Genomic DNA, 22,260 nt, shown 5'->3' with positions numbered 1-22,260 from the left:
AGGCGTTTGAAATCCGTAACCTACCTACTGTCAACCACTCCCATCTCGTGCATTGCTGAACAACGAGTATTCGGCTGAAGCCAGGGTGAGCACTGTCAGGTGCTTTCCGCGACCTCTTCTAAACCTGGTTGCGGGGCCGCTCTACGACGTTGGAGAGCAACAAAGCCCCAATCCCAAAAACGGCTGCCTGGGCAATCCAGCCCAGGGCGTAGTTGTTGCTGAAATCTACCAGCAAGCCAAACAGGGGGGGTGCAGAGGCGATGCCAATCGAAGTAAAAAGCAGGCCGAACCCTACTACCCGGCCTTCCCAGCCAGGGGGAGAGAGTTCGGTCAAGAGTGAAAAATGCAGTCCTTGCCAGCCCAGGGCGGTGGCTCCGTACAGCACCACGATCAAAGCCTTGAGCAACAGGGGTGTGCCGGATGGAAGCCAGGCCAGCACCAGCGCGCTTAACCCGGCCAGCCCCACCATCATCACCAACAAGGGCTTGCGCTGTCCGCCCATTTGGTCCGATAACCACGACCAGAACACCCGGCTAAAAGCCCCGGCAAACTGGGCTGCGGTCAGGAGGGCGGCTCCGGTGAGTTCGGGAACCCCATACCGCTCTTTGAGGAACAGAATCAGGTAGGTGATCATCACAAACTGCCCGGTGGGCAAGGTGACCCCCGCGATGGCTGCCAGCAGGATGTTGCGTTCGCGTAGCACCTGGGTGAGCGCTGGATGGGCACCCCTGGGCGCGGCTTTGGAGGGTAGGCTTTCGTAGTAGAGCCGGGCTGCTACCAGGGCCGCCACTACCGCGATGAGGGCTGCAACCACCGAAGCCCAGCGCCAGCCAGCGAAATGGGCCACGGCGGGCAGAATGGCCGCTGCCAGTGCACCCCCCAGGGGAACCGCCATCTGGCGCAACCCAATCACCAGCCCGCGCCGTTCGGGTGGAAACGATTGGGCGACTGCCTGTGCGCCCGCCGGGGTGGCCGAGGCGACCACCAACCCAACCAGGAACAAAAGCGGAATAAACATCCACTGGGATTGGGCCAGTAGCGCAATGGCAACCGCCAAGCTCGCTCCTGCGAGGGTTCCGACAATCATTACCGTGCGGCTGCCGAGCTTGTCGGTGAGCCAGCCCGAAGGCAGCGAGCCCAGCATGGTGCCGATGTAGATAAAGGTATTGAGCAGGCCCACTGCTGCCAGGGAAAGCCCCAGATCGGCACGGATAAAAGGGGCCAGCGTGGGGTAGGCCTGCCCGATAAGCGAAACGGCAGTTCCGGCAGTCATGGCGGCGGTGAGGACAGACCAGGGCGACATGCGAGGCTTAGGCTACCGTATTTACTCATCAGGCGCGAAATCCTGAAACCACATGCAGGCCACCTGTGCGGTACGAGGGTTGTAAAGGCGCGGATCGGTTGGAACCGGCTGGTCAAGCCCTAAAGACTCTTTTGGGGGCTGGCAGGCCAGTAAACTGGGATGAATGCGCGACCTCGACTCACAGGAAACCTACCTGGCCGACCGCCTGGGCCTGGCCTTCGATTTGCGCGATTTGGTGGGCAGCGGGCCGGTGCCCCAGGCTCGCTACGCGCCGCCTTATGGGGTGGTGGGGTTTGGGGAGGGGTGGTGGGCGGCGCAGCTTGCCCGTGACTTTGCCCAGGAGCTTACCGCTACCGGTACACAGTTTGTGCTCGAGGGAGGCTACGATTTCGGCGGCGCTGCCGGAGCCGGACTCTATGCTTCGGTGAGCGGCGCGGAAATTGTTCGGCTGGGTTTTAGAGAAAACGTTGAGGTGGAGGTGCTGGCTCACCCCCTTTCCACCTACCGCTATTTGCGTTTTTTGTTGCTGGCCACGGGTCAGCAAGCTGAGATGGCCCGCATAGACCAGGCGTTGCTCCTGGAGCGTGAGCGGCTGCGCCCCGAGGTGGGCCTGAGCAAAAACCCGGCCAAGTTTCTGGCCTACTCGCTGCTGGAGCGTACCCCCATGTGGGTGGTTCCCGAGCACTATCCGGGCCTGGGCCAGGCCCTGCAACAAATCTTTGGCCGTATTGGTAAGAGCCTCTCTTTTACCCCTCCCCCCTCGGCGCTGGAGTTCTTTGTGACAGGCCTCGAGGCCCGTCACGAGCAAGGCGACCCCATTGCTGCGGTGCTGGTAGGCGACGACGAGCGCAAGCGCTACGCCCAGGAAATTTTGGAAAACCGCGTAGATACCCTGATCGAACTCCCCGAGCCCGAAGCCGAAGGCACCCTGGCCAAAGCCCTTTGCTACTGGTACCGCATGGCCTGGGCCAGCTACTATCTGGCCCTGCTGTACGGGGTGGAGCCGGGTGACTGGGAGGTGCTGGACAATCTGAGACAGGCAACTTGAAAACAGGTCGATAGCTCATGGTCAATGGACGATAGCCAAAAGCCGAAAGCACAAAGCTCCAAGCAGATGATGTGATCTATAACCCATAAGCAAATTTGCTGTAGGCCCAACCCGCCACATAGCGAAACGAGCAGCTCGACACTTGTTGCAACTTACGGAGCTCAGCCCCTGGGCAGACTTTCCACCTGAGACCTGGGACTTCCGACCCGTGACAATACACCTGGAGGTCTTTGATTCTCAGGTCGCTTTTCCTGACCCGCCGGTCAGCGTATGCTCTTGGGGTGCTGCCCTTCTTGCTCTCCTGGCTTCACGCCACCAACGACTTATTCGGTGCATTTCTGACCCCCTTGCTACCCAAACTCCAGACGGCTTTTGGCGTGAGCTACGGGGCGGTTTCGCTCTTGGTGGCCTTGCAATCCCTCACCGGCAGCTTACTGCAACCGCTGGCCGGGCTGGTGGCTGACCGGTATGATCGCCGCGTTTTGGCTGCAATGGGACCGCTGTTGATGGCTTTGGGGGGTGGCCTGCTGGGGTTTTTCCCCAACCTCTGGGTGGCGGGGGTGGTACTGGCTTTGTCGGGGCTGGGTTCGGCGCTGTTTCACTCGGCGGGGGCCGCCCTGGTGGGGCAGTATGCCGACCCGGCCCGGCGCGGCTTCTGGATGAGCTTCTTTGGCACGGGGGGCTACGTGGGCCTCTCGCTGGGCCCCATCGTCTCGCTCACCGCAGTAAACCAGGGGGGATTGCAAACCCTGGCCTGGTTCATTCCCCTGGCCCTGGTGCCTGCTTTTTTGCTGCTACGCCAGGCTCCCCCCACCCGACTGCAAACCAAACCCTCGTCTTTTAGGGACTTGCAGCGGGTGTTTCGCGGACATGTGGCCCGTTTGTGGGCCGTCTCGACCCTCCGCAGCATTGTGTTTATGAGCTTCTCGACCACCATCCCCTTCTGGTTTGCCCAGCGCGGCATTTCTGATGCTCAGGTGGCCCTGACGCTTTCTATCTACAGCATTTCGGCTACCGTTGGCGCTTTTTTGGGCGGAACCCTGTCGGATCGGCTGGGGCGACGCAACGTGCTGGTGGGCACCATGCTCTTTGCAATTCCCCTTTACATCGCCTTGCTGGTAGTGCCCCCAGAAAACTGGTTTTACGCGGCCTTGCTGGCCGTTACGGGCGCCCTGATGAACGCGGGCGTGCCGGTGGCGGTCACGATGGCCCAGGAGCATGAACCGCGCCAGATGGCCACGGTCTCGGGGCTTTTGATGGGCTTCACCTGGGGGTTTGCCGGGCTGCTCTACGGGGCGGTGGGGCCCATCATCGAGCGCTTTGGGGTGCTGGAGAGCTTGAGCGTGCTGGGATTGTTGCTGATACCCGCCCTGACCCTGTCGCTGGCGGTGCGCGAAGCCCAGCCCGACCTGGATAGGGCGGTGAGGGGGAATTCGTAGGTGGCTATTTCGATTGTGGGCTAAACAAGCTAAAATAGTCAGTACGTTCAGAGCTGATAGGGCGGATAGGGTGGTTTTTGCCCTGCTGAACCCGACTTGGGCCTCGAGGCCCAGTCTGTAAAAACAGCTTTTGGGAGGTGTGGGATGACCAGCACGGTACGGCAATTGCTCCAGGCCAAGGGCAGTATGGTTCATGCGATTTCGGCGGACGCTACGGTTTTTGAGGCGCTCGAGCGCATGGCTGCTTACGACGTGGGAGCCCTCATGGTGATGAACGGCAACCAACTGGTAGGTATCTTCTCCGAGCGCGATTACGCCCGCAAGATTGTTCTGATGGGTCGCATTTCCAAAGATACCCTGGTGGGTGAGGTCATGACCGACGACCTCATCACCATTACGCCCGATGCCACCGTAGCCGATTGTATGAACCTGATGACCGGCAACCGGGTACGCCATCTACCGGTGATAGAGGACGGTAGGCTAGTTGGTGTTATTTCCATTGGCGACGTGGTGAAAGCCATCATGACCCAGCAGGAGTTCATGATTGCCGAGTTGGAAAGCTACATCACCGGCTCACGCTGAGGTGTTGGAGTGAAAGCCAAGCAAAGGCCCAGCCTCCTTTTTTGCGCTTCCAGCTCACCTTGCCCTGTGCCCCTCTGAAGGCCCAATGAGCAGGTTGAGCCCAAAGCTGATAACTGAGAGCAGGAGGGCTCCAATCAAAGCGCCGCCAAACCCTCGCACATCCAGGGGGGTTAGACTGGCCACGATTGACAAAATCACGGCGTTGACGACCAGGGTAAATAACCCCAGGGTCAGAATGTTGAATGGCAGGGTAAGCAGCAACAGCACGGGCTTAAGCAGGGCATTGGCCAGGCCAAAAATCAGCCCAGACAGCAGATAATCGCCCAGACCACTGCCTCTGGCAAAATAGATGCCACCGTAGAGCTGGGTCACGATCCACAAAGCCAGGGTATTGAGCACCAAGCGCAGCAGGAGGTCGCGCATAGCTCAGGGTACACCTCTTTGGGATGTCTGGGTAAGGGCTATGGTTTTCGTGATGAGGCTGTACTGACTGCTCTTTGGGGGCATTTGTGAAGCGGCTTTGCCATTGTGCAAGCCACGCCCTCATCGTGTGCTGTTTTGGTGGAGGTGCGACAGAGATGCTGGCTATCGGCAATGGACTATCGACCACAGACACTCGACCATCGGCTCTAGACCATTGACCCCCTGACCCTGGCCTCATCTTCGTGGGAAGCGAAAGGCCAGCAAAATAAAAAGCACACCCAGAGCAGCGCTCAGAATGGCCCAGGGAATACGGTTCTGGATAGCATGCACGGGCGGTAAGAGGCTACTTTGATAAGCCTGGATCTGGCTTTGCGAAAGTACATCCACCGCAGCGGGCGCGCCTGCCGGGCCATCAATCGTCCATGTGCCACCGCCGGGGCGTACCGGGCGAAAGTGCCAGGGGGTGAAGGGGTCGTAGAGCCCTACTGCTACGTAGTAGCCATAATCCCCCGGAGGCAGACTAGGGGAGAGCTCGAGCCAATCGCCATTCCTGGCAACCGATACCGCCTGCACGGTTCCATCTGGACGGTATTCTTCGGCTTTCCAACCGGTGAGCAGGTAGGCCCAGTTCCAACCCTGTCCTGGGGGGGTTTTGAAGCCTGCACCGGGGAGTTCCTCGTTGCCTCCCGCTTCGGTGTGGACATATATGCCTATGGTAGCCAGAGAAAAGCCATGGGGAGCGTTGCCAGGGTTGGGATAGCGATGGAGCCTGACCCGTAAAACCACCTGTTCCCCCTTGCGAAGGGCTTCAAAGCCGGTCAGGTCGGCAAAGCCAGCCTCAGTAAACAGGGCGGTACGCGGGTAGGCATAGCCCAGGCCGTAGTCGTCGCCTACCGGATCGGAGAAGAGAAGAGGGATCATGGCGGATGGGTTTCCCTGCAATACCCAACAGTGCCAGCGATGTATGAACTTGAAATGTAGAGATTGGGCGGGCCACTAAGATGCGCCTCGAGTTTGGTCATACCCCCAAGGCCCGTCTTCAAAGCTGTTTCAAACAGGATGCACCCACATGCTTGACTAACTGCTTGTAATAAGCCTACCGAAGCGCCTGGCGGCCCACAAGCCCACACCCTACCCTGTCTGGGGCGCTACATCAAGGGGTTTTTACCGCAAGGACATCAGGGCCTTCACCAGGCGGATGGGGTCGTGCTGGGCAAAACCGGGCTCCAAAAAGTCTCCGGCCACAATCTGCACCCCCAGGCCCTCGAAGCGCTTGGGGTTGAAGCGTACCGGCGTCTGGCCCTCGGCCCGGTAGCGCTTGAGCAGATCCTCGGGAATGCGGGCATTGTTAACCAGCACCACGTTGGGTTGGCGGCCCAGGTGCTGTGCTACGGCCTGAAAATGGTCGTAGGCATCCATGCCTTCGGTCTCGCCCCGCTCGCTCATGATGTTGACGATGTAAACCAGCCTGGCCGGGGACTGCTGGATGGCTACCTGGATGCCCTTGGGCAGCAAGCTAGGGATGACGCTGGAGTAGAGGCTACCCGGCCCCAACACGATCATCTCGGCTTTTTGCAGGGCATGGACGGCTTCGGGCATGGCCGCTACCCCAATGGGGGCCAGCCCGACCTTGCGGATGCGCCCGGATTTTTCGCGCAGGGCGGTTTCCCCCTGGACCCGAGTGCCATCCTCGCGCTCGGCCCAGAGCCGGGCGGCCTCAAAGGTCGCGGGCCAGACCGCTCCGCGGAGTCTTAGCACCTGGTTGGCCTGACGCATAGCCTTGGCGAAGTCGTTGTTGAGTTCGGAGAGCGAGACCAGCATCAGGTTGCCGAAGGTGTGGCCCTTGAGTTCGTCACCACGTTCAAAGCGGTACTCCATCAGGTCGGGCAGGCCCTCGGCGTCGGAAAGGGCGGCCAGGCAGTCTACCAGGTCGCCTACCGCCGGAACCCCAAAGGAAACCCGTAGCCGCCCCGTGGAGCCGCCGTCGTCGGTAACCGCCACAACCGCTGTGAGGTTGGCGGTTTCCATCTTGAGGCCGCGCAGTACCCTGGAAAGCCCCGTGCCCCCGCCAAGCGCCACAATGCGCGGGCCGGCCTCGAGCTTCCGGCGGATGTAAACCTGCTTGGAGACCGAGCCGGGGTCGGTGATGGCCGAGAGCATGCTGCGGTTCATCCAGCGCAAACCCAGCAGGAAAAGAATGAGCCCCCCCAGGAGCCAAAGCCCCCCCGAGACCCACAGCGGGATGGAGAAGTAACCAGCCCAGCGGGTGGTCTGCAAAAACCAGGGCAGGAGCGTGGTTTGCCAGGAGAGATGCACCACCCCGGTAAACATGCACAGCATTCCCAGGGCGGCCAGCAGGGCATACCGCTTAACCCGCATACCCGGCAGCAGCCAGCGCAGGGTGCTGAGGAAACGGTCATCGGCAGGGTTGGTTCGCAGCCCCTGGGCGAGCGTACGGAGACTGGGTCGTTTGGCCTTGTTCCAGATCATGTTCGGTGGCCTCGCTCAGGCAACCATGGCCTTTTCCAAGTCGCGGTGCTCCAGCTCCACCCGAAAACGCCCGGAGAGCTCCTGGGCTAGCCGCTCGGCAACCGCTACGCTGCGGTGCTGCCCTCCTGTACAGCCGATGGCTACCGTGTATGCGGCCCGCCCGGTTGCGCGGGCGCCTTCCGCCGAAAGCCCGATGGTAGCCAGCAGGGTGCGGTAGAAGGGCTCGTTCTTTTTATCGGCGAAGACATAAGCGGCCACCTCGGGATCGGTACCGGGACGCGATTTAAGAACGGGGTCGTAGTGCGGGTTGGGCAGCGAGCGTACATCCAGTACCAGGTCGGCGTCCTGTGGGGGGCCCCACTTGAAGCCGAAGGAGAAAATCCGCAGCAGGAAGCCCTCTTCTTCGCCCAGGGCGGCCTCGAGGGCCTCTTTGAGCTGGCGGGGGGTGCGCTCGGAGGTGTCAATCACCAGGTCGGCCCGGTCGCGCAGGGGGGCCAGGGCCAGGCGTTCTTCTTCAATTTCACGTAGCAGGTTGCCCATGCCCAGGGGGTGGAGGCGGCGCGAAAGGTTGTAGCGCTTGAGCAGGATGTCCGATTTGGCCTCGAGGTAGATGATGAAAGGCTTAAGCTGGCTCAGTATTGTTTCCACATCACCCAACAGATCGCGGGCCCGGATGTCCAGTACCACCACCACCTTGTGGATGTCTCGAGCCTCCACGGTTTTGAGCAGGTCGCCCCAGAGCTGGGGCGGAATATTGTCTACGGAAAAGTAGCCCAGGTCTTCCAGGGCCATCCGCGCCGAGGTGAGCCCGGCGCCGCTCTGTCCACTTAGCACCACAAACCGCATCGGCCTCTCCACATTAAGGTTCGTTGCTTGAGATTGGAAACAGGGTTTGCCCAAGACCCAGGCAAGCTCACCTGATCAGTATACCTGCGGGTCGGGTGGCGCAATGTTCACTTTTTCGGCCGAAAGCCCAGGGCCGATGGCCAAAAACCTGTGGGCTTTTGGCGGCACCCACGAGCCATCAGTGCGCTGCTCCTCACAGAGGGCATTGCGAAACGGTTCCAAAGGGCTGCGGTATTCTTTCAAAAAAACCGCTCTATGTGGACTTGCGATTAATTGCGGATTTCCAGGAGTTCCACATCAAATATCAGCGCCGAGTTGGGGGGAATGTCCGGGCTGGGGCTGCGGTCGCCATAGGCCAGGTTGGCGGGGATAATCAGGCGGCGCTGACCGCCAACGCGCATCCCCACGATGCCCGAGTCCCAGCCGGGGATTACCTGACCGGCCCCCAGGGTGAACTCGAAGGGGGTGCGGCCCGGCTGGCAGGAGGTGTCGAACTGCTTGCCGTCCACCAAACGCCCAATGTACTGCATTCGCACGGTGTTGGAGGTGATGGCCTGGGGGCCGCTGCCTTCCTTGAGGTCTTCAATGCGGAGGGAGGTAACGCCCTCGTTGGAGAGGCCGGTGGCGGCTGGGGGCTGGTTGGCGCAAAGGGTTCCGCTGCCCACGCTGGCCTGACCGCCGGAGCGTTGCCCCAATAGCAAATAGGCACCTATGCCCAGTAGAGCCAACACAGCAGCGACAATGAGAATGAGATTCCGGTTCATACCGCCGCCCATTGTATGGGTTTTGCATGAAAGCCGTTAGGGGAGTAAACCCGGGCTGGCTCTTTTGAAGCTGCCCTCGAGGTGCCATAAAGCTCGAAGTAGGCGGGCCTGGGACATACAACCTTTTTCAAGCGGGTTGCTTTAGGGCGAGCTGCCCACAGGCGGCCCCCACATCCCGCCCCCGGCTCCAGCGCACCGAAGTAGGGATGCCCTGCTGCTCGAGGGTAGCCGCAAACTTGAGAATCTGCGCTTTGGGGGTGCCCTGGTGGGGGGCGCCCTCCCAGGGGTTCCAGGGAATCAGGTTCATGTGGACGCTGAGGCCCTTGAAGAGCCCGGCCAGCGCACGGGCCTGCCAGTCATGGTCGTTGACGCCCCGCAGCAGGGTGTATTCCAGCGTGACCCGGCGCCCCGTCTGGGCGTAGTAGTGCCGCACGGCTTCCATAATTTCGCCAATGCGGTAGCGGTGGGCGGTGGGGATGATCTGCTGACGGGTTTCGTCGTCGGGGGCGTGGAGCGAGAGGGCCAGGCGCACCCCCAGCCCCGACTCGGCCAGTCTGTAGATACCCCGTGGAATCCCCACGGTGGAAAGGGTAATGCGGCGCGGGCTCATGGCCAGCCCCTGGGGGTGCAGCATCCGCTCGATGGCCGCAAATACGTTCTCCACATTCAAAAGCGGCTCGCCCATGCCCATCAGCACCACATTGCGAATCTCGCGGGGGGCGTGCCCCTGATGGTGGGCAGCCCACAGAATCTGATCCAGAATCTCCGCCGCCGTGAGGTTGCGTCCAAAGCCCATCCTTCCGGTCGCGCAGAAGGTGCAGCCTGCCGGGCAGCCCACCATGCTGGAGATACAAATGGTTTTGCGGTTGAGGTAGGGCATGTACACGGCCTCGGTTTTCTGGCCGTCGAGCAGGGTATAGAGGTACTTTACCGAGCCGTCCTGGCTTGGGTAGGGCATTACCTCGGCCACCTCCGAGATGCGGAAGCGCTCGGCCCACTCGCTGCGGAGGGCTTTGGGCAGGTCGGTCATCTCATCCCACTGCCGGGCTCCCTTCTGGTAGAGCCAGCCCGCCAGTTGTCGCGCGCGGTAGCCCTCGCCCGGGAGTGCCTCGAGAGGCAGGGATAGCAGCGAGGTTTTGTCTTGCAGTGCCATAACGCTTCAGTATAGCGAGCTCCCATGCCCGGGTCGGGCGCCGGGTCACCTTTGGGCGACGGAGCAATGGGGGGTGCTTTGGCCTTGGGTTTTTGGCAAGATTAATCGGGGCCAGAAAAGCCGGGTTTAGAACGCTAACGCCTTTGCTGTTCTTCGATACGCTCGCGCAGCTCACGGGCATACCTGGGGTTGCGCCCCCCGCCCAGTCCGGCCAGCCCGCCAATCAGCCAGAAGGCAAAACCCACCGGAAAGGGCTTGACCAGCAGGGCGGCCAGCACCCCGCCTATCAACAGGCCCAAAGCCACGCGGAAGCGCCCGGCCAGAAAACCACGCACAGCCAGAAACATCAAGAGGCCGGGCAGCAGCCACAGCAGCAGCCGCAGCACCAGCACGGCACCTTCGGTCACAGGGTCAATGGTAGCAGATGTTCAGGTGCCGATGCCCCACACCAGCAGGGCCCCCAGATCCTCGGCGGGGACGGGCCAGCCCAGGATGTGGCCCTGGCCGTAGTCGGCGCCCAGTTCCTTCATGCGGGTGAGCTGGGACTGCTCTTCCAGGCCCTTGGCCACCGCTTTGGTGCCGACGGCGTGCACCATGTCTATGGCCGCTTTGGCCAAGGAGGCGTTCTCGGAGGAGGAGAGGGCCGGGTTGAGTTTGATCCAGTCGAGCGGCAGGCGTTTGAGCTGGGTGAGCGGGAGGGGGTTGGTGCCAAAGTTGTCGAGGGCGATGGAGACCCCCAGGTGCTTGAGGATCTCGAGGCTACGGCTGGCGGTCTCGAGGTCGCTCAGGATGGCCTCCTCACGCAGCTCGATGATGATGATGTCGGTGGGCAGGCGCTTGGCCGAGAACATCTCCTGCAAGACGGTGGGGAAGTTGGGGTCTACCAGGGTTTCGGAGGAGATGTTCACGCTAAAGCGGGCGTTGACCCCGGAGGGCTTCCAGAGAGCGGCCTGGTCGAGCACTTTGTCGAGGGCCCAGCGATCCTGGACGCTCATCAGGCCGACCTGTTCGGCCAGGGGCAGAAACTCCCCGGCCTGGTGCAGCCCCTTGGGTTTGGGCCAGCGAACCAGGGCCTCGACCGCTACGAGCTCGAGGTCGCTCAGGTTGAAGATTGGCTGGAAGTGCAGGGTCAGACCGTCTTGCGAGAGGGCCTCTTGCAACTCGGACGCGCCGGGGGTCAGGAGGCGGATGCCGCCGCCGGTCTCGAGGGCCTTCTGGCAGGCTTGCTCAGCCTGATCCCAAAGCCCCTCCATCGAGGTGGCGTCCTGGGGATACATGGCAATGCCAATGCCCACCTTGAGCCCTGCCAGCGCGGCCCGCAGACGGCCCAGCAAGCGGTGGGCTACCCGGCTGGCCCCTGCCGTCCAGCGCACCTCGGAAAGCAGCAGGGCAAAGCCCTGGTCGCCCAGGTACGCAAGTGAGTCGCTCTGGCGCAGGGTGTAGGCAATCTCGCGGGCGGCCTGCTCGGTCTGGGCCTTGTTCATCCCCTCGACCCGGATGCGCATCAGGGCCAGCGAACGCCCGTGCCGCTGGGCCAGCGAGAGGGCCTGGGCCAGGTTGATTTCAAACTCGCTGCGCTTGACCGCCAGCGACTTGCGCTCGGGGGTCTGGATTTTGAGGTCGTCCTTGAGGGGACGCAGAATGCGCTCGATGACCTGGGCCATGGCCAGGGCCAGGGTCTCGTCGGCGTTGCTCCATTTGCGGGGTTGGATGCTCTCGATCCACATCACCCCCCGCAGACCGCTTTCGCCGTGGAAGACCACCTGCAAGACCGCGCCCAGCCCACGGCTGATCAGGATGTCGCGCAGTTCGGTCATGCGGGCGTCCTGACGGGCATCGTCGGCGGCAATGAGCAGGTTGCGCTCCAGCACCTGGAAATATACAACGTGTCGCTCGGGCAGGAGGTCTTCGGGCGGGGAGGCTTCGGGGTACTGGCCGACCAGTTTCAGGGTGCGCTCGTTGCTGTCGCGTAGCCACAAGCAGATGCCCTTGAAGCCCAGGGAAATCAGAACCTCCCCCAGCTTGGGCAGGGCTTCCTCTACGCTGGCAAAGCGCTGCTGGGTGATCTCCAGGAGTGAGCGCTGCCAGGTTTCCTTGGGCATGGGGTTGACTGCCACCCCCTGGGATTCCACCAACAGCGACTGCAAGGCTTCGATCAGGGCCAGCTTGGCCCGTTCGCTCAGATTGTAGCCTCTTTGCCCGATGTGCAGCCGGGGGGCCGCCCAGACCAGGCGGCTGCTCACCCAGGATTCGCCGGTAAGCAGGTTGAGCAAGAGCTCCTGGGCTTCCTGGGGTTTGAGCACCACGCCCCCAGCCCCTCCCAGGCGCACGGCCATGCCCGAGGGCAAATCCTGATGTTCGATCAAGAGCGTGGCCCCTTCAATCGAGAGCGGCGCAAATAGCTTCCAGCTAACCTCATTCACCGAATGTCCAGTCCTTTCATGAAAGGCTTCAAGCCCTATATGCTTCCAATGTACCAGGGGCCGCTGTGGTGGATTGGTTATACGTCACCTGGCGGCATTCAAACACAGAAACCCCACAGCACTACGGCTGGATCACCCTCAAGCCTCCTGGAACCATGCGGACGCAGTACTCGGTGGAAGGTTCAAGAAGCTCGCCGTCGGAATGGGCCGGGACGGGGCGGTCGAAGCGGGCCGTGAACGCAGCACCCCGGAAGAAGTGCAGCCGGGGGTGGTGGACGTGTTGGCCCAGGAGCAGTCGGGGCAGAATCCCCACCACCCCCAGGCGGCTGAACTCGCCGGCCACCGCCACCGAAATGAGGCCATCGGTGGGCACCGCGTCGGGTACGATGGGAATACCCCCTCCATAGGTCGAGGCGTTCATCAGGGCTACCAGCAAGCTAGGGCCCTGGTAGACGGTCTGGCCGTGTTGGATGAGCTCGAGGGTGGGCAGCTCCAGCTCCTTGAGCACGCCAAAAATCGAGTACAGGTAACGGGGCATGCCCCGCAGAAAGGTGGGGGCCGTGAGGGCCTTTCGGGCCACCGCCGCATCGAAGCCGATGCCCAGGCTGGCCCCGTAGGGCTGGTTGTTGACCATACCCAGGTCTATGGCCCGGACGGTTCCTTGCAGGGCCGTATGCAGCGCTGCCCCCAGGCTTTGCCGGTGCAGGCCCACCATGCGGGCAAAGTCGTTGCCGCTCCCAATCGGGATAACCCCAACTGCCTTGTCCGAGCCAGCGATTCCGCGCACCACCTCGTGCACGGTTCCGTCGCCCCCTACCGCAACTACCCGGCTGCCCGCAGGGGCCCTTTGGGCAATCTCGATGCCGTGTCCTGGGGCCTGGGTGATGGTGATTTCAATGCTGGAAGACCCCGCGTACTGGCGGATGGCGGCCTCGAGCTGCCGCAACATCTGGCCCACCCGCCCACGCCCTGCCGCCGGGTTGATGACAAAGGTGGTATGGCTGCTCATTGTGTGTCAGGAGATTCTAACAGAAACCGGCGTTGTACAATACGGCTATCCAGGGTGGTTTTCATTTACGCTCCCGGAATGTTTGGAAAACCGCCTTTCTGACGTGTGGGTCGCTATTGCACATGTTGCGATCGAACCCCACCGGTCGTGTTTCCGAAGGATTGCCATGAACCGGCCCATCGCTCAAGCCCACCTTTCCCAGCTGGCGGAGTTGTTAGCCTGGATGGATGAAGTCCCGGAGCGGCGTTCGCTGGCGCCCGAGGCGCGTACCCCCGAGGGACTCTGGTGGGAGGTGCTGGCCGGGGAGGACGAAAAAGCCTGGGTCTGGCTCGAGGCGGGCCGGGTGCAGGGGTATGGGGCCTTAGTGCCCTTCTGGGAAGGGGCGGCCCTCGAGGGCCCCATCATCCGTGCGGGTGATGGAAAGGCGCTTCTGGAACACCTGGTCAAAAAAGCCCGCCAGGAGGGGTATCCCACCCTGTACGCTTTTCCCGAGGCCCGTAACCGCTACGCTCGAGACCTGCTGGAGCAGGTGGGCTTTTCTGCCGAACACACCACCTACTTTTACACCATAGGCCGCACAGACCTGTCGTATCCGGCGCCCCCCGGCTACAGGATCGAGCTGGCCGAACCCTGCGACCCCCAGGTCTACCGCGACCTGTACAGCCGGGCCGACGATGGCTGGAGCCTGCGCCTGCACTGGACCGACGAAGAGCTGCGCCAGCACTTCCTGGGCGCGGAAGTTGCGCTTTTCATGGCCTATGCCGAACAGGGCCAGGTGCCGGTAGGCATGGCCGAGCTCGAGCTCGACGACACCCAGGCCGAGATTGCCTATATTGGAGTGGTGCCGGAAGCCCGGGGGAAGGGTCTGGGCCGGGCGCTTTTAGGCGCAGCCGCCGAGTGGGCCTTTAGCAATCCGCAAATCCAGAGCTTGCAGGTTCGCGCCCACGATCACGAAAAGGCCGCCCAGGCCCTCTACAAACGCCTGGGCTTCAAGGAGAGCAGCGCCGTGGTGACCTATGCGCTCGAGCTTTTCTGAGACCAACTTTACCTGTAAGTTTCAATCATACACAGGGTGAGAGCGGGTGATAGTAGGTGGGTAGTGGGCTTCTGTTACGAACCCTGACTGCCCTCCAGGGCTTTGAGTCTGGCCTCGATCAGGGCGACCCGGCCCGGACGCTCGAGCTGGGTGTAGAAAGCCAGCAGGAACTCGAGCGAAACCACCGGGATGCTCAGGCCCAGATAATCCACCGCAGTCCTTTTGTGCCGGAAGTCCGGGGCAGGGTTCCAGCGGCCACTCTGGCTCTGGAACTCGGTGTTGCCCATGGCCTCCACCACAATGCCCTGTATTTTGAACTGAGCCAGATACGAGCGCACCAGCCGGATCCCCAGGTGCATTCCGGGGTGATAGACCAAGTACTCGGCCAGTAACTGAGCCATCTGCTCGGCCCCCACGCGGTCAGTCTGAAGGTCGATGTCTTTGGGCACCACCGGCAATCCGTGCAGCGCCAGGGCCAGGCTGCCGCTCACCGCCCATTCCACCCGGGCATCGTTCAGGATGGGGCAGATTACCCGCAACACCTGGACAATCCGTTCGGGTAGCAGGAGGGGCGTCATAAAAACCGCTAGCTCAGGGTGTAGGGCTCAAAAGCCTGGGGGTCGAAATGGCAGGAGGCCAGGTCTTCCCAGTATAGCCACCCGTCCTTAAGGGGGGGGAAATTGCAAAATCCCCCTTCGGTCTTGAGGTGAAAAGCCAGCTCACAGGGCTCACTCACCCCTTCCTGAAAGGCCATTAACGCGGTCTGGTAGGCCCCGAAGCTGGACAAAGCCTGCGACCCCACCATGGCCCTTTTGCCCTCGGCGCGGTTCAGGGCCAGCATCTGTAGGGTCTGGGTGTAGCCGGTGCGGGCCGGTTTGAGGTTCAGGATATCGTAGGTGTCGAGCTGGGCCTCGCGCCACAGGTCGCGCAGGGTAAAGGCCGAGTCGTCGGCAATGAGGGGGAGGATGGCCGCCTTGCGCAGGCGTTTGCGGGCCAGCACCTCGGCAATGGGCAGGGGCTCCTCCACGTACAGAAGCCCGGCCTCGGCCCAGAGGCGCAGGTAGGTTTCGGCCTCCTCGGGGGGGAGGGTCTCGTTGGCGTCGGCATACAGTTTGATATCTGGAAAGTGTTCCCTGAGCGCGGCAATCCGTGCCAGGTCGCCCTTCAGGTCGCGACCTACCTTCACCTTGAGCACCCGCACCCCGGCCTGGTAGACGGCCTGTGCATCGGCCAGCATCTCGGCCTCGTCGGCAATGCCCAGGATGTAGCTGACCTGCACCCGGGAATGGTGTGGCTCCAGGATCTGCCAGAGGGTCTGGCCTTCGCTTTGGGCCCAGGCATCCCACAGGGCAATATCCAGCCCGCCTTTGGTGGTAAGGTGGCCCGGAAACTGGTTCAGCACCTGCTGAATGGCCTCGGTATCCTCGGCCTCCAGACCGAGCAACTGCGGGGTCAGGTAGTCCAGCGCGGCCTGCACGGTGCTTATCGTTTCACCGTAGATGGTGGGGCGGGGGGGAATCTCGGCGCGGCCTACCGCGCCATCGGAAAGCTCGACCTCCAATAGCACGTGCTCCAGGGCGGCAAGCTCCGAGGCCCGGCCCCAGCGCAGCGTCCCCTTTAGCGGCAGCCGGAATGGACGGGGCGTAATGCGCTTGATGCTAGGCATGAACCCGCTCCACAAAGGCCCGGATGGCGGCGGCTTCTGCTGCCAGGCTCAGGGTCTCGGTGTCCAGGAACAACGCCCTGGGGTGGCCCGCCAGCACCTGTTGGCTGCCGGAGGGGTCGTAGTTTTTGCGCTCTTCGGCCACAATCTTAAGCTTGGCGGTGAGCTCCTGGATGGGCACCTTCCAGCCCAGGGCTTCCTGGAGCTCTGCTTCGCTCAAGACCCCCTGGGCCAGCTCGCGCAGGGTGGCCAGGTCAGTTTGCTCGAGGCGCACCCGGTCGAAGGCGTCGCCTCGCTGGAGCAGGCGGGAGAGGCGGGTCAGGTCGCGGGCCTCCAGCACCACAAAGCGACTGTTGGGTAGGTGTTCCAGGGCAAAGCGCACCTCGTCCGCTCCGCGCAGGCCATCGAACAGCAGGGGCCAGGTGGGTACGGCGCGGCTCTGGGCCAGAATCTCCGCCACCCCGCCGGGGTGCTCCTGCCGGAAGCGCCGCGTAAGGGCAAACCGTTCGCTGCGATCCAGGGGCTGCTGGGCGTAGCCGTACAGGGGGAAGACGTAGCGGTCTACCAGCTCCCGTCGGTCGGGCAGGGTGGGGTAGTTCAGGGCCTGGATGAGGCTGGTTTTGCCCACGCCGGTCAGGCCCACCAGGATCAGGAGGGGCAGCTCGGATAGCGGCTGGGCCTGGGGGGGTGCGGGTTCACCAGGCAGATAGAGCGAATGAACCATGCTGCTTATTGTAGGGGGCTTTTCTCCCCGAGTAGACAGGCCACGCGGGATATGGCGTGGTTCAGGTGGCGGCACCCACAAGCTGCTCCAGCAAATGCTGATAGAGCGCCTGGCCGCGCAAGGCTTCCCGCCAGCGGGCAGGTATGCCGCTCAAGCCGTAGCGGATGCCGGCGATGCCCCCGGCCACGCAAGCGGTGGTATCGGTGTCGTTCCCCAGCGAGACCGCCAGCCGAACCACCTGTTCGTAGCTGGAGCCCCGCTCCAGGGCCCAGCGGGCCGAGTGCAGGCAGTCCACCACGTAGCCGCTGCCGCGCACCGGGTAGGGCTCCCTGGGGCGGATGTGCGTGTCCAGCTCGGTGCGTTCGGCAGATGATGGGGCAAACATGGCCTCGAGGGCACGCACCGCCTCTTCCCAGGCCTCGTCCCGGCCCCAAAGTTCGTACCGGGCCCACAGGCAGTAGAGGGCACAGCAGACCCGCGAGCGGGGGTGGCCGTGGGTCAGGCTGGACTGCAGCATGGCATCCTGCACCAGCGCCTCGTCGGAACCCCGGTGCCACAGGGCCAGGGGGAGTACCCGCATCAAAGAACCATTGCCGTTGGCCCGCTCTTCGCTGGGGCCGGCCTCGGTGGGGGGCACCCCCTGCGCCAGCGCCCGGAGTGCTTGGCTGGTCTGGATGCCCACATCGAACACCCTCGAGTCCACCGCCATGTAGCCCTGCGCCCACCAGGCCAGGAGCTTCTGGGCAAAATCCGCCAGATCCAGACGGCCCTGCTCGAGCAAAGAGGCCAGGAGCGCCAGGGCTTGTGCCCCGTCGTCGGACCAGGTGCCTGCGGGCACCCTGGCGTGCGTTCGCGCAAAGCCAGGTGGGGGCTCCATTTCAATCTGCTCGAGGGGTGGAATCTTCTCGGCGGCGTGGAACTCGTAGGGCACCCCCAGCGCGTCACCCACGAGCAGCCCGACCAGGCCTCCCTTGATTCGCTCGGCTACGCTCATTGGTTTGCAGCATAGGGGCCTGAGCGCAAAAAATAAATGGCTTGCCGTATAGGCGTACCCAGTAGCATAGAGGCTGTGGATATCCTCGAGCTCTACAAAAAGACCGGCGCCCTGCTGGAAGGGCATTTTTTACTGCGTTCAGGCCGTCACTCGCCCAAGTTTCTGCAATCCACCACCCTGTTGCAACACCCGCTTTACGCGGAAGCCGTGGGGCAAGCCCTGGGGGAGCTGTTCGACGATCTGGAGATCCAGTTTGTGATTGGCCCGGCCATGGGGGGCGTGGTACTCGCCTTCGTGACGGCCAAGGCCCTGGGGGTGCGGGCCCTCTTTGCCGAGAAAGATGGCCAGGGGGGCATGTGGGTACGCGAAGGGCTTACCATCCACCCCGGCGAGCGCTTTTTGGCCGTGGAGGATGTGGTCACCACCGGAGGTTCGGTGCAGAAGGCCATCCAGGCCGCCGAGGCCAGGGGAGCCCGGTGTGTGGCGGTGGGCGCTATTGTGGATCGGAGCGCAGGCCGCAGCGAGTTCGGGGTGCCCTTCCGCGCCCTCACCCAACTCGACTTTCCGACCTACGCCCCCGAGTCCTGCCCTCTGTGCCAACGGGGTGTACCCTTACAGGAAGTTTAGCCTCGAGGCGGTAGGCTAAGGGCATGTTGAGGTCTGATAGCCACAAGCTACGAGCGAGCTGGGCCCTTTTGCTCTGGTTGGTAGTCCTGTGCCTTCCTGCTGCCCTTGCCCAGAGCAACGTTGAGATCGCCCGGCAGGCGGTTCAGGACTGGCAAGCCGGAAAATACACGGTAGACCCCGCGCAGGCGATAGGCAAACCTACCGAAGAGGCGGTGCGACTGCTCGAGCGCAGCCTTGCCTTTGCCCCGCCTCCCAGGGGACTCCTGATTAATCTGGATGAGCCGCAAGAGGAACAAACCCCCCGGGGGGTCATCGTGCAGTTCCCGGCTACCGTCTCGGGCCGGGGCGGCGAGGTACGGGTGACCATCCGGGGGGGCGAGGTGACCCGCATTGGCTTCGCGCCCGAGGGTGGCCTGCTGCCAGCCTGGGTCAAAAGCCCGTTCGCCTGGGCGCTTTTCGTGGCGCTTTCGCTGGGCTGGCTGGTGGCCCTGCGGGGGGAGAATGTGCTGGCCCGCTGGTGGCGTGAGGGCTGGGATCTGGTGCGGCAGTATCGGGGATTGTATGTGGGTTTGAACATCGCCCTCTACGGACTCTTTGCCCTGGGTGGCCTGCTGGCGTATGCCAACCCCCAGCTTGTCAAGCTCATGCAGGAGGTGGTGGGGGGAGCCCTCGAGCAGATTGGCATCGGCGGCGCTCTGGGCGGGGGGGTGCTGGGTCTGGCCATTGTGATTTTCTACTGGAACTTCACCAACGGCCTCGTCCTGACCACGGCCGTGCCGGGGCTTTTCCTGGGTATTCCGGCTTTGCTGTTCAACGCCTTTCGGTACTTCATACTGGGGTTCGCCCTGAGCCCGGTGGCCCTGCCCCTGGCCAACTACCTGCTGCACCTCCCTACCATTGTGGTGGAGTTGCAGGCCTACATCCTGGCAACCTTTGGTGGCATGGTCTTGATGCTCAAAACCCTTCGGGCCGAAGGCTACCGGGCCGGCCTGCGGGCGCTGGGCCGGATGGTCTATTTGGGGGCATTTTTCCTGCTGGTTGGCGCCTGGTACGAAGCCTTCTCGATTCTGGTCTTGATGCGCCCTTGAGGACTGTTTTGGATTGCCCGAAGTTGGCAGGCGAATAACTCCTACGGTAGTAAGCAGGTCTGCGTTAGAGTGGTAGGGTCTGCGTTATGCCCAGCTCGGTAATCCTTCCAAAGCTCGAGTCGTCCAAAACCGGGGAAGGTTCCCTCGAGCCCATCGCGGTAATCGGCGCGGGGGCGTGGGGTACGGCGCTGGCCCTGCTGGCTTCCTCCAAAGGCATTCCGGTTTATCTGTGGGCAAGGCGGGCCCAGCACGCCCAGGCCATGCAAGAGGAGCGGCAAAACCGTGAATACCTGCCGGGAGTGCTCTTCCCCGAAAGCCTCCATCCCACCGCCGACGCCGAAGAAGCCCTGCAAAAAGCCCGCTTCGCGGTGGTGGCGGTTCCCTCCAAGGCTTTTCGGGAAACACTGGCTTTGCTGCCCGAGGCTCCTGCTTATGTTTCGGTTACCAAAGGCCTGCAGTTTGCCGACCATCACCTCCTGCGCATGAGCCAGGTTATTGAAGAAATTACCGGGGTGGGCCAGATTGCAGTGCTCTCGGGGCCCAATCTGGCCGATGAAATCGCCCGCTTCCTGCCCGCTGCAGCCGTGGTGGCTTCCCGCGACCCTGAGCTGGCCTTAGAGGTGCAGCAGGTATTCTCTGGAGCCAGCTTTCGGGTCTACACCTCCTCGGATGTGGTGGGGGTAGAACTGGGGGGAGCCCTCAAAAACGTAATAGCCCTGGCTGCGGGCATGGTGGATGGCTTGAAGCTGGGCGATAATGCCAAGGCCGCCCTCATCACCCGCGGCTTGCGCGAAATCATCAAGTTCGGAGTGGCCCAAGGAGCCAGCGAGGCCACTTTCATGGGTTTGTCGGGCTTGGGCGACCTGATCGCGACTGCCAGCAGCCCCCTCTCGCGCAACCGCAGCGCAGGGGAACGCATCGTCAAAGGCGAGACCATGGCCCACCTGGAAGCGCAAAAATCGGTGGTCGAAGGCATCTACACGGTTAAGGCCCTCCATGCCTGGGATCAGGAAACCGGGGCCGACCTGCCCATCACTGAGGCTGTGTATCGGGTGGTTTTCGAGGGGGCCGACCCAATGCAAGAGTTGTCACGTTTGATGGGACGTGAGACAAAGTCCGAGTGAGGTGTGCTGGCTACTCCGTGGTAGAAAGGCCCATACTCTGATGCCTATCCGAGGCCAACGGCCAAAGGCGCCTAGTTGAGCCTGACGAAAGGTTTGACGTTTGGGCGCTTGTTGCGAAGGTGTTAGAGAATATCGTTTGTGCTTCATCTGTGATCGGGACTGTCTTGTGGGCTTCCGGCCTGCTTGTAATCACTCAAAGAATGGGCAATTTTTCGAGTTGCCTCGAGCGTCCCCCAGCACCCTTCGCTCCAAAGCCTGCTGTGCCAGGTTGGATGGGGGTTAGAGCAACGGCGAACCAGCCCATTTAGGGCGATTTCGGGAAATAACCTTGGGGTAAAACGTGTGGGAAGGTCTTTTGGGACGCGGTTTACCATCCTCTATCCATCGCATCAAACTGCAAACCACCCTACAGGCCTTTCTTGTAAATCGAAAGACTATTTATTTCGTATATCTTTCGTTAAGAATGCAAATACTTGACAAACGAAAGTAATAGGTCATAGAATACCCGCGACCTAAGAACCAAGGTCGCTGCCGAAGAGCGCCATTTGAGGCCAGGGGCTTGCAGATGGACCAAAACGGCAGAGGAGGTGCTAGACATGAAGAAGCTCTGGCTGGCGTTTCTGTTGTTAATGGGTATGGGCCTGGCTCTGGCCCAACAGGTGCGAATCGTGGTGGTTTCCCATGGGCAGGCGTCCGACCCCTTCTGGTCGGTGGTGAAGAACGGGGTGGACGCGGCGGCTAGGGAAACTGGCGCTCGAGTGGAATACCGTGCCCCCGAGACCTTCGACATGGTGCGGATGTCTCAGCTCATTGATGCGGCGGTAGCCTCGAGGCCCAACGCCATCGTGGTCTCGATTCCCGATGGGAAGGCCCTCGAGCGCTCCATTCGGGCCGCCGTGCGGGCGGGTATTCCAGTGGTTTCCATGAACTCCGGCTCGGATGTGGCTGAGAGCCTGGGGGTGCTGGTGCATGTGGGCCAGACCGAGTATGAGGCCGGACTAGGCGCGGGCCAGCGCATGAAGGCCGCCGGGGTAAAGAATGCCATCTGCATCAACCAGGAAGTGGGTAATGTGGCCCTCGACCTGCGCTGCAAGGGCTTCTTCGATGGGCTCGGCATCAAGGCCAACGTGATCCCGGTCAAGATCGGCGACCCCACAGGCATCCGCAATGCAGTGGCCGCTGCATTGCAAAAAGACCCCAGCATTGATGGAGTACTAACCCTGGGCCCGACCGCCGCCGAGCCGGTGCTGCAGGCATTGGAAGGCCGCCGGGGGATCACATTCGGCACCTTCGACCTCTCCCCCGCGGTACTGACTGCACTTTCGCAAAAGAGAATGGCTTTCGCCATTGACCAACAGCAATGGTTACAGGGCTATCTGCCTATCATTATCCTCAACAACTACGTCAAATATGGGCTTCTGCCAGCCAACAAAGTGGTCATGACCGGGCCGGGCTTCGTCACCCCGGAGAACGCTGCGCAGGTGGTGGATCTCTCCAAGAAGGGCATTCGCTAACGCATCTTCC

The 22,260-nt window shown here is 62.3% G+C and carries 22 protein-coding genes; 8 read left to right on the top strand and 14 right to left on the bottom strand.

All coding sequences use genetic code 11. From position 1 onward, the window contains the following. Positions 1–118: 118 nt before the first annotated feature. Complete coding sequence (locus J3L12_RS07340; RefSeq protein WP_208014396.1) at positions 119–1,303, bottom strand: MFS transporter; 1,185 nt, start codon at positions 1,301–1,303, stop codon at positions 119–121. Between the two features lie 163 nt (positions 1,304–1,466). On the opposite strand from J3L12_RS07340, the gene J3L12_RS07335 reads away from it, so the two are divergent. From J3L12_RS07335 to J3L12_RS07325, 3 genes are all read left to right on the top strand, one after another. Then, the gene (locus tag J3L12_RS07335; RefSeq protein ID WP_208014395.1) at positions 1,467–2,351 is read left to right on the top strand and encodes an SIS domain-containing protein; all 885 of its coding nucleotides are present in this window, start codon (positions 1,467–1,469) and stop codon (positions 2,349–2,351) included. A 281-nt stretch (positions 2,352–2,632) separates the two neighbouring features. Continuing rightward, the gene (locus J3L12_RS07330) at positions 2,633–3,790 is read left to right on the top strand and encodes an MFS transporter (protein ID WP_208014420.1); all 1,158 of its coding nucleotides are present in this window, start codon (positions 2,633–2,635) and stop codon (positions 3,788–3,790) included. Positions 3,791–3,934: 144 nt separating this feature from the next. Next, positions 3,935–4,372, top strand: a complete 438-nt coding sequence (locus tag J3L12_RS07325; RefSeq protein WP_208014394.1) for a CBS domain-containing protein — start codon at positions 3,935–3,937, stop codon at positions 4,370–4,372. Between the two features lie 54 nt (positions 4,373–4,426). Here J3L12_RS07325 and J3L12_RS07320 read toward each other — a convergent pair whose 3' ends face one another. The 9 genes from J3L12_RS07320 to J3L12_RS07280 form a co-directional block, all read right to left on the bottom strand. After that, positions 4,427–4,795, bottom strand: a complete 369-nt coding sequence (locus tag J3L12_RS07320; protein ID WP_208014393.1) for a phage holin family protein — start codon at positions 4,793–4,795, stop codon at positions 4,427–4,429. 234 nt (positions 4,796–5,029) lie between these two features. Continuing rightward, on the bottom strand, positions 5,030–5,716 hold the full coding sequence (locus J3L12_RS07315) for a glucodextranase DOMON-like domain-containing protein (RefSeq protein ID WP_208014392.1): 687 nt from the start codon (positions 5,714–5,716) through the stop codon (positions 5,030–5,032). A 243-nt stretch (positions 5,717–5,959) separates the two neighbouring features. Beyond that, complete coding sequence (locus J3L12_RS07310; RefSeq protein ID WP_208014391.1) at positions 5,960–7,285, bottom strand: gluconeogenesis factor YvcK family protein; 1,326 nt, start codon at positions 7,283–7,285, stop codon at positions 5,960–5,962. Between the two features lie 15 nt (positions 7,286–7,300). Then, positions 7,301–8,131: an RNase adapter RapZ gene (gene rapZ, locus J3L12_RS07305; RefSeq protein ID WP_208014390.1), complete on the bottom strand. Its 831-nt coding sequence runs from the start codon at positions 8,129–8,131 to the stop codon at positions 7,301–7,303. 269 nt (positions 8,132–8,400) lie between these two features. Continuing rightward, positions 8,401–8,895, bottom strand: coding sequence for an FKBP-type peptidyl-prolyl cis-trans isomerase (locus tag J3L12_RS07300; protein ID WP_208014389.1), 495 nt, complete (start codon positions 8,893–8,895; stop codon positions 8,401–8,403). A gap of 127 nt (positions 8,896–9,022) precedes the next feature. Continuing rightward, positions 9,023–10,048, bottom strand: a complete 1,026-nt coding sequence (gene rlmN / locus J3L12_RS07295) for a 23S rRNA (adenine(2503)-C(2))-methyltransferase RlmN (RefSeq protein WP_208014388.1) — start codon at positions 10,046–10,048, stop codon at positions 9,023–9,025. Positions 10,049–10,182: 134 nt separating this feature from the next. Then, a complete protein-coding gene (locus J3L12_RS07290) occupies positions 10,183–10,455 on the bottom strand; it encodes a hypothetical protein (protein ID WP_208014387.1) in 273 nt (90 codons plus the stop codon). 21 nt (positions 10,456–10,476) lie between these two features. Next, the gene (locus tag J3L12_RS07285; RefSeq protein WP_208014386.1) at positions 10,477–12,471 is read right to left on the bottom strand and encodes a GGDEF domain-containing phosphodiesterase; all 1,995 of its coding nucleotides are present in this window, start codon (positions 12,469–12,471) and stop codon (positions 10,477–10,479) included. A gap of 121 nt (positions 12,472–12,592) precedes the next feature. Beyond that, positions 12,593–13,480 (bottom strand): diacylglycerol kinase family protein, encoded by an 888-nt coding sequence (locus J3L12_RS07280; RefSeq protein ID WP_208014385.1) that lies wholly within the window; start codon positions 13,478–13,480, stop codon positions 12,593–12,595. A gap of 166 nt (positions 13,481–13,646) precedes the next feature. Between J3L12_RS07280 and J3L12_RS07275 the strand changes: the two genes are divergently transcribed. Then, complete coding sequence (locus tag J3L12_RS07275) at positions 13,647–14,516, top strand: GNAT family N-acetyltransferase (protein ID WP_208014384.1); 870 nt, start codon at positions 13,647–13,649, stop codon at positions 14,514–14,516. 74 nt (positions 14,517–14,590) lie between these two features. Here the strand turns inward: J3L12_RS07275 and J3L12_RS07270 are convergent, their stop codons facing one another. The 4 genes from J3L12_RS07270 to J3L12_RS07255 form a co-directional block, all read right to left on the bottom strand. Then, a complete protein-coding gene (locus J3L12_RS07270; RefSeq protein ID WP_243455033.1) occupies positions 14,591–15,094 on the bottom strand; it encodes a hypothetical protein in 504 nt (167 codons plus the stop codon). Between the two features lie 8 nt (positions 15,095–15,102). After that, positions 15,103–16,182, bottom strand: coding sequence for an enolase C-terminal domain-like protein (locus tag J3L12_RS07265; RefSeq protein ID WP_208014383.1), 1,080 nt, complete (start codon positions 16,180–16,182; stop codon positions 15,103–15,105). Continuing rightward, positions 16,175–16,903 (bottom strand): hypothetical protein, encoded by a 729-nt coding sequence (locus J3L12_RS07260; RefSeq protein WP_208014382.1) that lies wholly within the window; start codon positions 16,901–16,903, stop codon positions 16,175–16,177. Before J3L12_RS07260 ends, J3L12_RS07265 begins: the two co-directional genes overlap by 8 nt. Positions 16,904–16,964: 61 nt before the next feature. Next, positions 16,965–17,897, bottom strand: a complete 933-nt coding sequence (locus tag J3L12_RS07255) for an ADP-ribosylglycohydrolase family protein (protein ID WP_208014381.1) — start codon at positions 17,895–17,897, stop codon at positions 16,965–16,967. A 75-nt stretch (positions 17,898–17,972) separates the two neighbouring features. On the opposite strand from J3L12_RS07255, the gene pyrE reads away from it, so the two are divergent. The 4 genes from pyrE (at position 17,973) to J3L12_RS07235 (ending at position 22,250) form a co-directional block, all read left to right on the top strand. Then, complete coding sequence (pyrE, locus tag J3L12_RS07250; protein WP_208014380.1) at positions 17,973–18,524, top strand: orotate phosphoribosyltransferase; 552 nt, start codon at positions 17,973–17,975, stop codon at positions 18,522–18,524. Between the two features lie 23 nt (positions 18,525–18,547). After that, positions 18,548–19,612 carry a stage II sporulation protein M gene (locus J3L12_RS07245; protein WP_208014379.1) on the top strand — a complete coding sequence of 355 codons (1,065 nt, stop codon included), beginning with the start codon at positions 18,548–18,550 and terminating at the stop codon, positions 19,610–19,612. 86 nt (positions 19,613–19,698) lie between these two features. Continuing rightward, positions 19,699–20,736, top strand: coding sequence for an NAD(P)H-dependent glycerol-3-phosphate dehydrogenase (locus tag J3L12_RS07240; protein ID WP_208014378.1), 1,038 nt, complete (start codon positions 19,699–19,701; stop codon positions 20,734–20,736). A gap of 596 nt (positions 20,737–21,332) precedes the next feature. Then, on the top strand, positions 21,333–22,250 hold the full coding sequence (locus J3L12_RS07235; protein ID WP_208014377.1) for a sugar ABC transporter substrate-binding protein: 918 nt from the start codon (positions 21,333–21,335) through the stop codon (positions 22,248–22,250). Positions 22,251–22,260: the final 10 nt, after the last annotated feature.

The sequence above is a fragment of the Meiothermus sp. CFH 77666 genome (assembly GCF_017497985.1).
Lineage (GTDB): Bacteria > Deinococcota > Deinococci > Deinococcales > Thermaceae > Meiothermus.
Note: the sequence above shows the minus strand (reverse complement) of the source record. Positions and strands in the feature narration are given on the sequence as shown.